Below are 15,602 nucleotides of genomic sequence, written 5' to 3' on the forward strand. Positions count from 1 at the left end.
CTTTTTTATTGGTCTGAAATTTGTATCAATCTCATGCAGAGATTCTTCGCTTCGCTCAGAATGACATGGCCCGCACCATGTCATTCTGAGTGCAAGAAGTCGAAGCCCTGAGCAACGAAGGGGAAGCATCTCTCGAAGGCGCACTTAAATCAAAGGAGGAGATCATGAGCTTACCAAAACGGTACAATCCTGCCACGGCGGAGCCGGAGTTGCAGGCTTTCTGGCAACAATCCGGCACCTATCATTTTTCGCGTACCAGCAATAAACCTGTTTACTCAATCGATACGCCGCCGCCCACGGTTTCGGGCCATCTACACCTGGGTCATGTTTATTCTTATAGCCATACAGATTTTATGGCGCGTTTCTGGCGTATGAATGGCTACAATGTCTACTATCCTATGGGTTTCGATGATAACGGCCTGCCAACCGAGCGGCTGGTGGAGAAGCGCCTGCATATCAGCGCTCCCCAGATTGGGCGCAAGGCATTCATCGAAAAATGCCTGGAGATGAGCGCCGAGGAGGAGAAAAACTACGAGGCGCTGTGGCAGCGACTGGGACTTTCGATAGACTGGCGCTATACCTACAGCACCATCAATACGCTATCAAGGCGCACCTCGCAACTCTCTTTCATTGATCTCTATCGCAAGGGATTGGCCTATCGCAAGGAGGCGCCTACGATCTGGTGTCCTGAGTGCCGCACCGCAATCGCGCAGGCGGAATTAAGCGACCTGGAGCGAGAGAGCGAGTTTATCACCCTGGCCTTTCATCTTGCAGATGGGGAGCCTTTTCCTATAGCCACAACACGACCTGAGCTATTGCCGGCCTGCGTTGCGATATTCGTGCATCCAGGCGACCCTCGTTATCAAAAGTATGTTGGACAGCAGGCAACGGTGCCGCTTTTCGGTCAGCAGGTGCCAATACTGGAAGACGCAAAGGCCGATCCCGAAAAGGGAACCGGGGCCGTGATGTGTTGTACGTTCGGTGATGTAACAGACGTGGAATGGTGGTACAAATATAACCTGCCGTTGAAAATAGTGATTGGACGCGATGGCAGGATGACCGAAGCGGCAGGCCAGTTTGCCGGTTTGACGATAAGAGAGGCGCGACGTGCTATTGTCGAGGTCCTGGAGAAGCATGGACTGGTGCTGGCTCGCCAACCGGTGAGGCAATCGGTGCGTGTACACGAACGCTGCGATACGCCTGTTGAGTATATTGTGACGCGCCAGTGGTTTATTCGCGTGCTGGACTTCAAGCAGGCATTGCTTGATGCTGGGGAACAGATTACCTGGCATCCTGAGCATATGAAAGCGCGTTATCATGAATGGGTGGAGAACCTGGGCTGGGACTGGTGTATCTCGCGCCAGCGCTATTATGGTGTGACGTTTCCGGTATGGTATTGCACCGAGTGCGGTGCAGTTCTGCTGGCCGGTGAGGATCAATTGCCCGTAGACCCGGCGGAACAGCAACCGGCAAAAGCCTGTCCTTGTGGAAGCACATCCTTTATCCCTGAGGAGGATGTAATGGACACCTGGGCAACATCGTCCATGTCGCCGCAGATCGTTGGGCGCTGGTTGGAGGATAAGGAACTCTACGATAAGGTCTTTCCCATGTCGCTGCGCCCGCAGGCGCACGAGATCATTCGCACCTGGGCCTTCTATACTATCGTGAAGTCCTATCATGAGTTCGGGATATTACCGTGGAAGGAGATTGCCATTTCCGGCTGGGGTATTGCCGGAGAGGGCGCCGGTAAGATCAGCAAAAGTCGTGGCGGCGGGCCGATGCCCCCAATGGAGATGATCGAGAAGTACTCAGCGGACGCGGTACGTTACTGGGCCGCCAGCACGGGCTTTGGCAAGGACTCGATTATCAGTGAGGAGAAGATTTCCACCGGGGCCAAACTGGTCACGAAGCTGTGGAATGTGGCCCGCTTCAGCGAGCGTTTCCTGGCCGGGTATCAAGTACCGGCGGAACTGCCAGCCTTCACGCCAACGGATCGCTGGTTGCTTTCCCGCACGCAGCGGCTGATCCTGCGCGCGACAGAACTGATGAGTAACTACGATTACGCGGCTGCCAAAAGCGAGACGGAGAGCTTTTTCTGGCGCGAACTGGCAGACAACTACCTGGAAATGTCAAAGGAGCGCCTGTATGATGCATCCAATGAGATGCACGAGGGCGCACGCTATACACTCTATCACGTATTCCTGGCAGTCCTGAAGCTGTTTGCGCCGTTCCTGCCCTATATAACGGAGACGATCTACCAGGCGCTTTTCGCTACCAATGATGGAGCGAAATCTATTCACAATGCCCGCTGGCCGCAGGCGAATGAGACATTGATCGATGAGCAGGCTGAGGATGCCGGAGAATTGTTGGTAGAACTGGCGACTGCCATACGCCGCTATAAGAGCGAGGCGAGCATCTCGCTTGGCACGGAGTTGCAGCGTTTGCAACTGGCTACGGAGGATGCCGGTATAGCTACCATGTTGCGAGAGGCCAGGCCCGATATTAAAAGCGTGACGCGCGCCAGGGAGATCGAGGTGAGCCAGAGTCTTGATCCTGGCCTGGCGCCGGTAAAATCACAGGGTAAGGTTCGTGTCGCTTTGTATACTGAATAAAGAGGACACCCTGTAGGAATAGTACCTGGTGTCTGTCCTTCTCTGGATACGGGACAGGCACAGGCACTGTCCCTACGGGAGTATTTTGTCAAAGTCCATGTGCTGTCTCCTTTCTTCCAAAGATATTCGTACCATCTATGGAGACGGAAAATTCCTACTGTGTTACAAATTTCCGTCTCCACCAGTTTGCTTATCTGGAAGAGGAAAAAACTGTTTTGAGAGGAGAATAATAGCCTGGGTATTTGTGGAATAATAGGTATATATGTCACGTTGTCATTAATGCAGGTAGAAATACCTGCTCCTTCTCAAACAATCTTACCTGGTTCTCTTACCCCACCCATCAATATCCGCACTTTCTTGTGGTCTGATGGGTGAGAGATAGGGGCTGGGGAGTGAGGAAAATCTTTCACCCGGCTATTCTACATCAGGAGTTGAAATATGAATCAAGCAGCAGATGTTGGTCGCCGGGCCGTCTTTCATGAAAACGACCTGGTCATCTGGCATTATTCTCATGGCAATCGTTCTATCCCTGTTCCCGCCGTCGTGGTTCGCGAGGAACAGGATGGAGTGGTCATCAGGGCACGCATCGAGGGCAAAACCGAGGTGCTGCATGTTGATCCCAATCAGCTCGTTACCCGCTAGTTCATACCTACTGGAAGCGAGAGCAAATCGGCGCTTTTCCTACATATGCTGCTCATTCCGGCGCAACATATCGGGAGTGGCGCTATTTTTTTTATTTCGTAAACCTGCGCAACTCATTGTGCCCCCTGTGCTAAACTCGAGATGCGCTGGCAGGTACTCGAATGTGGGGAATCCCTTGTAGCTTACATAGGTGTAGGTTTTTGGTTAGTACTGACCCTGGGCGTGTCATTGTGAGTGCAGCGAAGAATCTGCGCCCGACCACAGATTCTTCGCTGCGCTCACAATGACATGCCCAGAACGGCAAGAAATCTACCTGTGTAAGGTCCCTTGTGGTCGCCGGCAAGTTTCGCCTGGTGAACTACATTGATTTTGAGTGTGCCTGCAAATGCCGGGAATGTGCCTGCTTTACCAGATTGATCGTTGAAGCCTCAACCTCATTTTGAGCTGTGGGCAGGCTGTGCAGTGCGACCGGAATCACCTCATCCATGCGCTCGACGGGTACAAATTGCAGCGCTTTGATGACCTCTTGCGGCACATCTACCAGGTCGTTCAAGTTGCGTTTGGGCAGGATGAACGTTTTAATGCCTGCACGGTGGGCTGCCAGCACCTTCTCCTTGATGCCGCCGACCGGTAACACCCTGCCGCGCAGTGTAATCTCACCCGTCATCGCCACATCGCGCCTCGCTGCCCGTTTTGTCAACGCCGAAATCAGCGCTGTTGCCATGGTAATCCCTGCTGATGGGCCGTCCTTGGGAATGGAACCCGCGGGCAAATGCAGGTGGATATCATACTTCTCGTAAAAACGGTTCTCCGCTCCAAGCTGCCCAGCTCGCGAGCGCGCATACGAGAGGGCCGCCTGCGCCGATTCCTTCATCACATCGCCAAGCTGGCCGGTCAGCGTCAGATTTCCCTTGCCTTCCATCAGTGTTGCCTCCACGGTCATTAAATCGCCGCCGGCGCTTGTCCATGCCACTCCTGTCGCAATTCCTGCCTCGTCCTCCTCTTCTGGCAGCCCATAATAATGCTTTTGCGGCCCCAGGTAGTCAGCAATTTTCTCCGGCGTGACTCTCGTCTTCGTGCGGCGGCCCTCGGCCACTTTGCGTGCCACCTTACGCATCACCGTTGCTATCTCACGTTCCAGATTGCGTACCCCGGCCTCGAATGTATAATCGCGAATGATGCGCTGCACCGCCTGGTCGCTGATTTCTACCCGCGAGGGCTTCAACCCATGTTCTTTCATCTGCTTCGGAACCAGGAACTGGCGCGCGATGTGCAATTTCTCTTCTTCCGTATACCCTGGCAGCTCGATCACCTCCAGGCGGTCGCGCAGGGCCGGGGGAACAGGGTGCAGCACATTCGCTGTCGTGAGAAACATGACCTTTGAAAGATCGTAGGGCACCTCCAGGTAGTGATCGGAAAAGGCGGAATTTTGCTCAGGATCGAGGACTTCCAATAGCGCGGCGGATGGATCGCCCCGGAAATCCGCGCCGATCTTATCGATCTCATCCAGCACAAACAGGGGATTGATCGTACCGGCCGTCTTCATCGTCTGGATAATACGACCGGGCAGCGCTCCCACATAGGTACGGCGATGCCCGCGAATCTCGGCCTCGTCATGGATGCCGCCTAAGGAGAGACGCACGAATTTACGATTGAGCGCTGCCGCGATTGAACGCCCAAGCGAGGTTTTGCCGACACCAGGAGGGCCAACGAAACATAGGATTGGGCTGCGCATCGTATCCGAAAGCTTACGTACAGCGATATACTCCAGTATGCGCTCCTTCACCTTCTCCAGCCCATAGTGGTTCTCGGCCAGGACGCTTGCCGCCGCCGCTATATCCAGCCGGTCAACGGTAGCATTATTCCAGGGAATGCTCACCAGCCAGTCCAGGTAGGTGCGAATGATCCCGCCATCAGGAGCCATGGAGGGCATGCTATTGAGCCGTTCCAGTTCTTTCAGCGCTCGCTCCTGCACCTCTTCGGGCATACCACAGCTCAGTATCTTCTCGCGCAACTCGGAGGTTTCGCGGAATGCGGGGTCTGTCTCGCCCAGTTCGCGCTGAATGGCCTTCAATTGCTCACGCAGGAAATATTCGCGTTGGGTTTTATCGACCTCTTGCTGCACCTGGTCATGAATATGATTTTCCAGTTCCAGAATGCTCAGTTCTTTCGAAAGGAGAATGCTCGTTTTCTGTAATCGTTCTTCGACGTTGAATGTTTCTAGAATAGTCTGGCGCGCCTTTAGAGGGGCATCAAGCGTTGAGACGATAAAATCCGCCAACCACCCGGGTGAATCGATATTCATGGCGGTGATAGTTGCCTCATCAGAAAGATTATTGCTGAGCCTGACGCATTTTTCGTACAGCGCCCGTACTGCTCGCACCAGGGCTTCAAGCCCCAAAGTATATTCTACCTCGTCGAGTACAACTTCAGCGCGCACATACATAGATGACTTTTTTGGCAAATTTTCAAGGCGGCGCAAACGACGCTGCCCATGAATAAGTATACTTGTCGTGCCATCGGGCATTTTCAGCATGCGGTCGATCACTGCCTCGACTCCAACATCGTACAGGTCTTCAGGATCGGGGTCTTCTTGTTCCTCGTCCAATTGCATGGCAACAAAGAGCGTGCGCTTCTTCCTCATGGCCTCTTCGATGGCTTTGATTGATTGTGCGCGCCCTACAAATAAAGGCGTCACGACATTTGGAAACAGCACCGTATTGCGAATTGGTAGCAGGGGAAGTTCCACCACCTCTCTATGCTTCTCGGGCGCTATACGACCAGCGCCTGGCGCCTGTCCTATATGCCCCAGGGTGTCCGTGTTTTGATCAGTTTTCTCGAGAGATGTGATTTCAGCGATTGCTTGTGGCGTTTTCTTCCTGGCCATTTATGCGCCTCTTATGTGTGTGTCCGATTGATTAGTATTTCGATATCACTCTTAATAACGATACACTCCAACAAAGATTACAACGTCGTCTAACCATTATACAACTCTGCCGCACCCCCTGATGAATTTTCCAACCAAATGGGGGAATGCGATGGGGCACAGGGACAGGCCACTGTCCCTACAGGGCTTCTTTGTTTGCGATAGTTTCTCGCAGTATCTCAGCCTTTTCAAATCTCCCCAGTTTCATGTATGCCTCATACTCATATTCCAGCGCTAGCACCGGAATCATCATACCCCGGAACTCTACGAACCGTTTGTACTGCTCCAGGTCTACCGGTTTCTCCCAGGTGCCATCTGCCAACCGCTTCTGAACGTCCCCCATAATCTCAACTTTGATACCATAGATACAAAGCTCTCCAAAGTGGGACCGTATCTTTTCCGTGGTCGAGAACTTTACCTTGCGCACAACATACTTCGAAAGATATTGTTCAATTGCCAATGCCCCTGGCAGATCTGCCTGTAGATCGATATCATTGGGGATGACAGGCACTCCCTGGAGCGCGAAACTGCAACTGCCCGTCACTACCCAGTTCACGGGTTTATCTTGTAACGTGCTAGAGATTCTACGCAAAACTTTGAAATAGCTCATATCAAGCATTTGCCCACCTCTCAAAGAGTATGTTCTATCTACGGCCTGAATCCAGCGCCTGGTGCCTGTCCTCCAAAGAGAGCCAGCAATCTTCTTTGCTCATCAGAAAGTAGCAAGCGCGTATTTCTTTGCACGGGGAATATTTCGGCGCGATCCCATAGTTGTCCAATAACGCTGGTTCTCGTGCCTATTTGAACGCCGCGTTCCCGTAATGCCGCCAGCAATTCCTTTGCATCGAAAAGGAAAACGGACTCAATAATCCAGGGAGTAACATAGCCGTGCGGCATGCCCGGCACAGGTTTTGGCCCGGCGAAGACCAGATAATAATCAGGCGAAGGGTCTGTTTTAAGGCTTAAGTCTCCATCGCGCCTGAGATGCCATTGTACATCAACACTCTTTCCCACGAGTGGTTCCTGCGCGAATATGCCGGCAAATTCCTTATGAGTAGCAGATTCTATAAGCGTAATGCCAAAAATAGTGGACGCAATGTAATCACCCACCGAACCAATATTTACCGGATGTTCAATGAGATGGGCAATATTATTCTCAACAGTATTTCTTGATCTGATTAGCTCAGCAAGCCGGGGCAAGTTATGCATATCTGATGCTCCTCCAATCGGAAATATGGCTGGGGATAAGCGACACTTCTACTTTATTTTATCATTTGTGTCAATAAGCCCTGCTATTGAGGGACGCTATTTCCTTGCATGCGATCTTTTCAACCCTTGCTTTGCAGGTAGGCACGAAGCCGTGAGCAGAGCGCGGCTATCTCTTGTGGACCTCCATGTGGTGCATCAGGCCACTCGTCGGTGCGGACGCCCCAGTATTCGCGGGGAGTGCCAGGATAGCGCGGTACGAGATGGATATGCAGGTGTGGTACATGATGCCCCAGCACCCATTCATAAATATGCTCCGCCCCCTCCGAATCTCTCAATGCACGACTGAGCCGCGTTACCATCAAACCTATTGCCTGTGCCTCCTGATCTGTTAGATCGGCCAGGCCCGCTACATGCCGCTTCGGTTCGACCATCAAGTAGCCGAGATAGGTATTTTGGTTGTCGTGGAGCAGATAAAGATGCCCTACGTAGAGCATATCGTCTTCATATATTGCTTGCCCAGGTATGTCGATTTCTCCCCGGTGCTTGCGGCATACAAAGCAATCATTGGTTTGATTCTGTGTACTCATGATGCTGAACCTCCATATGTACTAAACGATTTACGTGTACTTGACAAGAGCCTTGACCGGCGAAATGGTACCCATTGCCAGTTGTTCAAACGTGTCTGCCAGCTTATTTTTCGTCGTGATGCAATCAAAGAGCTTTTCCAGATGGTGCGTATGTGCTTGCAATACCTCTTTCATCTCGTTTGTAGAATCGCTTGCGTGGTCTTAAAATGCAGTTTCGCGACTTCCGTCAATATATCTTTGCCGGATTCTGCCGCAAGCTCACGCCCAACTGCTATAATTGCCGGGTCTGAAGCTCCTTTCGGTAGTACCTTACCTACGCGTCTCGATAATTGCTCCAACTGCTGCACAAATTTGGCGCGTGCCAGGATGGAGGCAGCTGCCACGGCAATATCTTCCTCGGCCCGGGGACGTTGCACGATAGTAATCGAACGTCCCTTTTCCCTCAACGCCTGGAGTATATATGATTCGTCACCGAACTGGTCAATTACGGCAAGCTTACCGGGTACTTTCTCCAGCATCTGTTCCAGGGTCCAGGCATGCCCCCATGCCAGCAGGCGATTCAAATGTTGGATTTTATTGTACAACTCGTTATAGCGTTTCGGCTCAATCGGCACCACGAAATGCGGACAGAGCGTCTGAATCCCTTCGGCCAGCGCCAGGATACGCGAATCGGTCAGCAGCTTGCTATCACGTACCCCCAGCGCCAGCAATCGCTCTTCTGTTCGCTCATCGACATAGACTGCCCCAATTACCAGCGGCCCAAAATAATCGCCCTTACCCGATTCGTCCAGCCCGATGCGCGGTCTGCCTGCAGTGTTTATGACAGGTGGAGATGCTATTGAAGGAGCTTCGAGAAAAGATAGTTGCGTACCTATTGGTTCTGCTGGCCGGTCTAAGAACGTTCTTCTTGCATTCCACCATGCTTGAATTTGCGAGCGTAACTCTCCTTCTTTGCCCTGAATAAGCGCCTTGCCACTTTTATAAAAGGCAGCCACGACTCTAGCTCTGCCATCAGTTACTGCTATCTGATAACCGGATTGAACCTCTTTTTCTTCGACGATTGTCCATCCGTTTTCCTGAATAAGTTCTCGGAAAGCATCGATATTCACCTGCAACTTAGGCTCTACCATGAAATTCTGTCTCCGTTTAGTTTTAAATCATATTGCCCTTATTATAGTATTTTACGCGCACTATGTCAGCAGGGAGAACAAAAGATTCCTACTCATCTCTGCCCACTTTCTGAGGAATCGCCGGGGAGGATGAGAGAATTTTACAAGAGTACTCCTTGTAATCCTCACGTAAATCGATGTACAATTTCAATACACTAGCCAGAAAGGAACGGCTCATGTTCGCTCACTATTGACGCTGACACGCTTCGCAACATAGATACACTCGACTGCACCTCGTTTGCAGGTTCGTAGGTAGGTTTTTTTGTCGTTATTTTGCCCCGGCTTTCTGGCATTATTTTGTCTATCATTTCCTTCCTTCGATTCGTGCGCCGCCGTCTCCTCACGGCATCGCTCAAGGGGTACAAAGGCTTTCATTCCATGGGTTACCAGTATCCTGCTGGTCGTATCCCTGCTCAAATACCCCCTGATGCTCATATTACATCGCTTGTTGCTTTTGCTAAAAATCAATCGCATACTAGAGGAGACAAAATTGTTCATTATTCCTGATAACTTTGCGCGCTTCATGATAGAGCTGTTTGGAGAAGAAGGCCGCTCCTGGCTCGACCGTTTGCCTGCTATCCTTGCCGCCTGCGAGGAGCGTTGGAATATGAAAATAGGCGCTCCGGTTGGCAACCTCTCATTCAATTATGTGGCCCCGGCTGTTCTGGCCGGTGGCACTGAGGTCATGCTGAAAGTAGGTCTGACCGACGAGTTCCCGTCGCAGCCGGAGGCATTGCGCCACTTCGATGGGCATGGCATGGTGCAGCTACTGGCCTATGATGAGCATGATGCCGCAATGCTCATGGAGCGTCTGAAGCCTGGTACATCACTGCGCCTGGTAGAGGATGATGAGGCTGCGATTTCGGCGGCGGCAGAGGTCATGCGCAAGATAGGGCGTCCCCTGCCACCGCAACATTATCCTTTTCCCACTATCAATGATTGGGGAAAGGGCTTTACCCGGCTGCGCAAACTATATGACGGAGGAACCGGTCCAATCCCTTCTGCCAGGTTTGATAAGGCGGAGCAGCTTTATGCTGAATTGAGCGCTTCTATGGATGAACCTGTGCTGCTGCATGGCGACCTGCACCAGGATAATATCCTGTCCGCCGAGCGCGAACCCTGGCTGGCGGTCGATCCCAAGGGATTGATCGGCGAGCCTGCCTATGAGACGGGCGCTATCTTGCGCAATTTCTGGCCGGACATCCTCGCCATTCCCGACCCGGTATCACTCATGAAACGCCGCATAGACCAGCTTTCGGCGGAATTAGGCTTTGACCGCGAGCGCATTTATAACTGGGGCTTTGCTCAGGCTGTGCTTTCAGTGATCTGGGGTGTCGAAGATACGGGTAGGGCCGAAGACGAGGGACTTTTCTTCGTCGAGGTGCTTAACGCCATTCAGATGAAGTAATACAGGCTTCAATGCTTTACCGTAATCGCGATGTTTCACAGACTATGAACAAACAGTTACCCCTCTGATCCACCGTATAGAGGGGTAACTGTTTCAGAATTTTTTATTGCCCATATGCGATACTCACTCCTGGTGCGGCTTCTTGATCATAGAGATGCCGAAAGCTCATCCTCAAGTACTCTGTAAAATTTCTCCGCTGCATACCTTTCACGCCATGGTTCATGCCCGCATTTCTCCAGCAAGATCATGCGGAAATCCTTCAATCTGGTAGTGAGTGGTTCCTGGACGCCTGCTGCCGGATGTGGGTCGCAGTCACCGTGGATGGCCACGACCGGGCAGGTAATCTGCTCTGCCAGTTTGAGCAGTTCTCCAGTGCTTCGCAATTCGGCGGCCTCTGGCCAGACACCCTGGTACACTTCAGCCGGATCAGCGATAAAATCAGGGCTTGTAGCATCAATTGGTCCCTCAATAAGGTCGTAGGAATCGGACTTGTCTCCAAGCTGGCCCAGGCGTGCGAAGAAAGCATCTTTTTCAGGGACATCCGCCTTCTCCAGCAGTTCAACAAGCTGGCGATATTCTTCTTGCTCTTCCTGACTGAGTCTTCTGAGACGGTTTTTCGTGATCAATGGGACATAACGCTCTTCAAACGGGCCGCTGCCCACAAGAATCAATTTGCGTACCAGCGCGGGGTATCTGGCAGTAACGATATAGCTTAGCCAGGCTCCCCAGGAGTGGCCGATCAGTATAATGGGTGTCATGGCATTTTGTTCGATGAACTGACGTAATTCCTCCACCTGTCCATTAAGTGTTTTAGCAGTCTGGAGCGGTTCCAGGACGCCTCTTGCCTCCCCTAGTTTTCGAGCAACTGGCGCCACTGAGCCAGCGACTCCCGGCCCCCCATGAATGATGGCCACACGGTAAGGAGCATTTCCATACTCCCTGAAGGTTTCCAACTGTGCTTTCTTCCTTTACAAAGGCGTGGAATCTGGTGACTGCAAGAATCGCCAGTACCTTTCCAATGATAAAGCAACGGCGCTCAATTCTCAACTACTGATACTTTAGAACGTAAATCCTAAAATAGCAATAGGATTTTTACATAAAAGTCCTCGTTCTCTTGCAAACCTCTTCATCACATGGTATTCTTTCGTACATATGATCTATGTTACAACAGATCATGTGGGGAGAGAGTTTATGGCTCAGGAAGTAAGCAGTACACCGCAGCAAGGGGCATTGCTGCGGCGCGCGCACGAATTGCTGGAGGGCATCGGGCAGCCTGTATCCGAGGATCTCCTGCTGCAACATCTCTTTGGCGTTGGCGAGGGGATAGCCCACAATGCCATATGGCCAACATTATTGCGTCGAACCCTCGAAAGTTCTACACTTTTTGAACAAATCGATGGACAGCAGTGGTCGCTCGTTGCCTGGCGCAGCACCCAGCAATCGCTCAAAGAAATCGACTTTGTTGTACTGGATACTGAAACGACGGGGCTGCGTCCCGGGCATCACCGCGTAATCGAAATTGCCGGTATTCGGATGCGATACGGTGAAGTGACGGGTTCATTCCAGAGCCTGGTCAACCCGGGTACTCGCCTACCCGGGTTTATCGTCCAGTTCACGGGCATTACGCAGGAGATGGTCGAGAAAGCCCCCAAAGCCCACGAAGTTCTCCCCGACTTCCTGCATTTTATCGATGGTGCCATCCTCGTCGGCCATAATATCGGCTTTGATATCGGTTTCCTCAGCTACGAAGCGCGATTGCTCGGCTACGATTTTCCCATCGATGGCCTGGATACCATTCCCCTGGCGCGACGATTTCTCCCCGGCCTGCGGCGTTTCAAGCTCGATTATGTCGCCGACCACCTCAAGATTCCTACCCAGAATCGTCACCGCGCCCTGGGTGACGCCAGGGTAACAGCCGCCATCTTTTTGAAACTGCTCGAACTGGCCCAACAGCAGGGTATTCTGACGCTTGGACACCTGCGCCGTCGCCTGCAATTGCCCGTCGCCTGGAGCGGAGATATCACCGAGGCCTCCACGACCCGGCAGATGGAACATATGCGCGCCGATGGTCGCATATCCAGGCAGTCCGACGTGATCCGGCCAACAGGAACGCTTTTCCTGAATCCAGCATGGAAACGTGACTTTCCGACCAGACCTGGCGTCTACCTGATGAAGGACGCAAATGGGCAGGTTATCTACGTCGGCAAGGCCAAGTGCCTCAAAGATCGCCTGGCATCATACTACAACCAGCCTCTTGGCTATACACGCAAGATGGATGGCCTGTTGCAAAACGTGAAGGAGATCGAAACGCGCGTGCTTGGCTCCGAACTGGAAGCCTTGCTCGTTGAATCGCAACTCATCAAACAATTACAGCCCACCTACAATGTGCAGCTGCGTAACTACGAACTCTATCCATTTATCAAAATCGACATCCAGCATCCTTTTCCTCGCGTTTATGCCACGCGCGAGGTAGCCGCCGATGGCGCTCGATACTTTGGTCCATTCCGCAGCCGGCGCATCGTCGATCTCACCATCGAACTGGTACAGAAAGTCTTTCCTATTCGCACCTGTACCCGTTCCCTGCCGCCGCAGGCCAAACCATCCGATCCATGTTTACGCCTGCATCTTAATCGTTGCCCAGGCCCCTGCCGGGGCGAGGCCGATTCATCCGCGTACCGCCAGATGATTGAGGAGGTCTGTGCCTTCCTGGGTGGAGAACGCGAAGACCTGCTTGACCGGTTGCGCCGTCAAATGCTCGAAGCCTCCCAGCAACTAAATTTTGAACGCGCTGCCTGGCTGCGCGATACTATCCGCAGCGCCGACGAAGTATTGATCGGCCAGCGCCTCATCACGGGGGCAGTCGAGGCCAACAACCTCTTCATCGTCTATCCATCCGCGCAAGAAGGATATAACGAACTCTTCCTTATTCGTCATGGGCGCCTGGTAGAGCAACGCTGCGTCCCTCATGAACCCGATTCGATGAAACTTGCCGTTCGCGAACTCCTGCACCTCGCCGCCTCACTTGGCGACCCTCCCAGCATCGTCGGCAAGGCCGAAGTTGACCAGATCAATATCATCAGCCGCTGGATACATCATCACAGCAATGACCGGGCCTTCTTCCCATTCCAGCAGGCTCTCACCGATGAGAATGAGGCACGGTTGCTGGCGCAGCGCATCTGGATTGAGATTGACGCGGTACGGACGTTGCCGAGCGAAATGGGTGAAGAGGAGCCGCTTGATACGTTGTAACATACAGAGAGATTGTGGTACACTCTGTCCACATAACTGACGGGATGGTGCGGGATTGGCCGCAACGACTTGCGTGAAGGAGACGCTCCACTATGTTGCTTTCTGATAAACGTATTCTGGAAGAATTGAAAAACGGCAATATCGTCATTGAACCATTTGACCCGCGCCAGTTGGGAACCAACTCCTACGACTGTCGTATGGGCGAATGGTATTACCAGGGTGATGCCAATGTAGAGGTGATGCACCTGGATAATCCAGACGAAATTCGCCGTTATTGGGGCGAGCCACGTAGGGCGAGAGATGGGAAAGTTGCTATACGTGCGGGTACCACCATTCTGGCTCATACCCAGGAAATTATTGGAGGGCATAATGGATACCTCGCAAAGATGTACTCGCGCAGCACTGTCGCCAGGTCGGGCCTATCGGTATGTCGCTGCGCAGGTGTTGGCGACGTTGGCTATATCAGCCGCTGGACGATGGAGATCAGCAATCATACCCAGACCACCATCTGGGTACCTGTCGGATTTCGTATCTGCCAGCTCACCTTCGAGTATGTGGGTGAAACGTTAAAGGAATACACGGGCAAATACGGTAGAGCCAACCATGAATGGACGCCAGAGGATATGCTGCCCAAACCCCACTTCGATTGGGATTATGATGTCTATCGCACGGATAAAGGGATGCGTGTGTGAGGAAGGGGTCTCTTGTATCATTTGAGGGCCTGGACGGTGCCGGAAAAACCACACAGATGGCATTGTTGGAGCAATGGCTTCAGTCTCAACAAATACCATATGTGCGTACGCGCGAGCCGGGGGGAACGCCGCTCGGCATCGAACTGCGGCAATTGTTGCTGCATCGCCCTGACCTGCAGATCATGCCGCTAGCTGAGGCCTTTCTGTTCCAGGCCGATCGCGCGCAGCACTTCGCTCAACTTGTCCTGCCAGCCCTTGCTGAAGGCAAACTTGTTATCACTGATCGCTGCTTCGATGCCAGCATCGCTTATCAGGGCTATGCTCGTGGCGTTGGCATGGAGCTGGTTGAGCGTCTTTCAATGATGGCAACACAAGGGCATGTGCCTGATCTCACTATCCTGCTTGACCTCGATCCCTCTCAGGTACATGTAAGAACGGATAGCTCACAGGCCGAAAATAGAGACCGTGAAGAGCAAACACGATTCGATGTTGAGCCTGAAGATTTTCACCAGCGTGTGCAGGAAGGCTTTCGCATACTTGCGCGCAAATACCCCGAACGTATCAAAGTAGTAGATGCCTCGAATACGCCAGAAGAGATTCACCAGGAGATAGTAGCATTAGTGAAGCAATTGTTAGAATCCTAAAATTCCTCTAACCTTTTCTTCCTCTTCATGGCGTCGAAATACCCTGGTTCCAGTTCCAATGCTCGATGAACGGCCGCCAGTGCCTCCTCTTTCTGACCCAGAATTCCCAACACCCAGGCTTTCCCATCCCATGCTGCTGCATACCGGTCATCGAGTTCGAGTGTGCGATCAAAAGCCGCCAGCGCCTCAGCATAGCGCCCCAACATTCCCAGGTATGTTCCCCTGGCGTACCATGCTTCTTTACTTGTTTCATCCAAAGCCAGGGCTCGTTCTACTGCCGCCAGCGCCTCAGTATAGCGAATTGCCCCTGATAACTGCTGGCTGTACTCCAGCCAGAATTTTGCGCGTCTCTTGTCCTCTTCAGATATCATCGGTTCTCCATTCTGGGGCGCGACCATGCGGTTGAACGAAATATAGTGGGAATCCACGTAGCCGATGAATCGGCGCTGGGCGCGATGAATCGG

General features: G+C 52.5%; 14 protein-coding genes. 6 read left to right on the top strand and 8 right to left on the bottom strand.

The annotated features are described in order from the left end of the window. Positions 1-164: 164 nt before the first annotated feature. Positions 165-2,612 carry a valine--tRNA ligase gene (locus VFA09_11375; GenBank protein ID HZU67866.1) on the top strand — a complete coding sequence of 816 codons (2,448 nt, stop codon included), beginning with the start codon at positions 165-167 and terminating at the stop codon, positions 2,610-2,612. Between the two features lie 438 nt (positions 2,613-3,050). Further along, positions 3,051-3,254, top strand: a complete 204-nt coding sequence (locus VFA09_11380) for a hypothetical protein (GenBank protein HZU67867.1) — start codon at positions 3,051-3,053, stop codon at positions 3,252-3,254. 358 nt (positions 3,255-3,612) lie between these two features. On the opposite strand, the gene lon is transcribed toward VFA09_11380, so the two are convergent. The 6 genes from lon to rnhC all read right to left on the bottom strand — a co-directional run bounded on the left by lon (position 3,613) and on the right by rnhC (position 9,106). Continuing rightward, positions 3,613-6,141 (bottom strand): endopeptidase La, encoded by a 2,529-nt coding sequence (gene lon, locus VFA09_11385; GenBank protein HZU67868.1) that lies wholly within the window; start codon positions 6,139-6,141, stop codon positions 3,613-3,615. 178 nt (positions 6,142-6,319) lie between these two features. Then, positions 6,320-6,790, bottom strand: coding sequence for a hypothetical protein (locus VFA09_11390; protein ID HZU67869.1), 471 nt, complete (start codon positions 6,788-6,790; stop codon positions 6,320-6,322). Positions 6,791-6,828: 38 nt separating this feature from the next. Continuing rightward, complete coding sequence (locus tag VFA09_11395) at positions 6,829-7,389, bottom strand: hypothetical protein (protein ID HZU67870.1); 561 nt, start codon at positions 7,387-7,389, stop codon at positions 6,829-6,831. 119 nt (positions 7,390-7,508) lie between these two features. After that, the gene (locus tag VFA09_11400) at positions 7,509-7,976 is read right to left on the bottom strand and encodes an HIT family protein (protein ID HZU67871.1); all 468 of its coding nucleotides are present in this window, start codon (positions 7,974-7,976) and stop codon (positions 7,509-7,511) included. A gap of 30 nt (positions 7,977-8,006) precedes the next feature. Continuing rightward, positions 8,007-8,138, bottom strand: coding sequence for a hypothetical protein (locus tag VFA09_11405; GenBank protein ID HZU67872.1), 132 nt, complete (start codon positions 8,136-8,138; stop codon positions 8,007-8,009). Between the two features lie 8 nt (positions 8,139-8,146). Beyond that, positions 8,147-9,106 (bottom strand): ribonuclease HIII, encoded by a 960-nt coding sequence (gene rnhC, locus VFA09_11410; protein HZU67873.1) that lies wholly within the window; start codon positions 9,104-9,106, stop codon positions 8,147-8,149. A 529-nt stretch (positions 9,107-9,635) separates the two neighbouring features. On the opposite strand from rnhC, the gene VFA09_11415 reads away from it, so the two are divergent. Continuing rightward, the gene (locus VFA09_11415) at positions 9,636-10,553 is read left to right on the top strand and encodes an aminoglycoside phosphotransferase family protein (protein ID HZU67874.1); all 918 of its coding nucleotides are present in this window, start codon (positions 9,636-9,638) and stop codon (positions 10,551-10,553) included. 146 nt (positions 10,554-10,699) lie between these two features. On the opposite strand, the gene VFA09_11420 is transcribed toward VFA09_11415, so the two are convergent. Continuing rightward, positions 10,700-11,506 (bottom strand): alpha/beta hydrolase, encoded by an 807-nt coding sequence (locus VFA09_11420; GenBank protein ID HZU67875.1) that lies wholly within the window; start codon positions 11,504-11,506, stop codon positions 10,700-10,702. Positions 11,507-11,744: 238 nt separating this feature from the next. Between VFA09_11420 and VFA09_11425 the strand changes: the two genes are divergently transcribed. The 3 genes from VFA09_11425 to tmk all read left to right on the top strand — a co-directional run bounded on the left by VFA09_11425 (position 11,745) and on the right by tmk (position 15,138). Next, complete coding sequence (locus VFA09_11425) at positions 11,745-13,802, top strand: exonuclease domain-containing protein (GenBank protein ID HZU67876.1); 2,058 nt, start codon at positions 11,745-11,747, stop codon at positions 13,800-13,802. 92 nt (positions 13,803-13,894) lie between these two features. Next, a complete protein-coding gene (locus VFA09_11430) occupies positions 13,895-14,494 on the top strand; it encodes a hypothetical protein (GenBank protein HZU67877.1) in 600 nt (199 codons plus the stop codon). Further along, positions 14,491-15,138: a dTMP kinase gene (gene tmk / locus VFA09_11435; GenBank protein ID HZU67878.1), complete on the top strand. Its 648-nt coding sequence runs from the start codon at positions 14,491-14,493 to the stop codon at positions 15,136-15,138. Before VFA09_11430 ends, tmk begins: the two co-directional genes overlap by 4 nt. On the opposite strand, the gene VFA09_11440 is transcribed toward tmk, so the two are convergent. Next, the gene (locus VFA09_11440; GenBank protein ID HZU67879.1) at positions 15,135-15,509 is read right to left on the bottom strand and encodes a tetratricopeptide repeat protein; all 375 of its coding nucleotides are present in this window, start codon (positions 15,507-15,509) and stop codon (positions 15,135-15,137) included. The two genes, tmk and VFA09_11440, sit on opposite strands and share 4 nt — an antisense overlap. Positions 15,510-15,602: the final 93 nt, after the last annotated feature.

Source organism: Ktedonobacteraceae bacterium (genome assembly GCA_035653615.1).
Taxonomy (GTDB): Bacteria; Chloroflexota; Ktedonobacteria; order Ktedonobacterales; family Ktedonobacteraceae; genus DASRBN01.

Bases quoted from the DNA above. Each gene is read 5' to 3' on its own strand.
- lon (HZU67868.1), bottom strand. From the start codon at position 6,141: ATGGCCAGGAAGAAAACGCCACAAGCAATCGCTGAAATCACATCTCTC.
- rnhC (HZU67873.1), bottom strand. From the start codon at position 9,106: ATGGTAGAGCCTAAGTTGCAGGTGAATATCGATGCTTTCCGAGAACTT.
- VFA09_11380 (HZU67867.1), top strand. From the start codon at position 3,051: ATGAATCAAGCAGCAGATGTTGGTCGCCGGGCCGTCTTTCATGAAAAC.
- VFA09_11390 (HZU67869.1), bottom strand. From the start codon at position 6,790: ATGAGCTATTTCAAAGTTTTGCGTAGAATCTCTAGCACGTTACAAGAT.
- VFA09_11430 (HZU67877.1), top strand. From the start codon at position 13,895: ATGTTGCTTTCTGATAAACGTATTCTGGAAGAATTGAAAAACGGCAAT.
- VFA09_11440 (HZU67879.1), bottom strand. From the start codon at position 15,509: ATGATATCTGAAGAGGACAAGAGACGCGCAAAATTCTGGCTGGAGTAC.
- VFA09_11395 (HZU67870.1), bottom strand. From the start codon at position 7,389: ATGCATAACTTGCCCCGGCTTGCTGAGCTAATCAGATCAAGAAATACT.
- VFA09_11425 (HZU67876.1), top strand. From the start codon at position 11,745: ATGGCTCAGGAAGTAAGCAGTACACCGCAGCAAGGGGCATTGCTGCGG.
- VFA09_11400 (HZU67871.1), bottom strand. From the start codon at position 7,976: ATGAGTACACAGAATCAAACCAATGATTGCTTTGTATGCCGCAAGCAC.
- VFA09_11375 (HZU67866.1), top strand. From the start codon at position 165: ATGAGCTTACCAAAACGGTACAATCCTGCCACGGCGGAGCCGGAGTTG.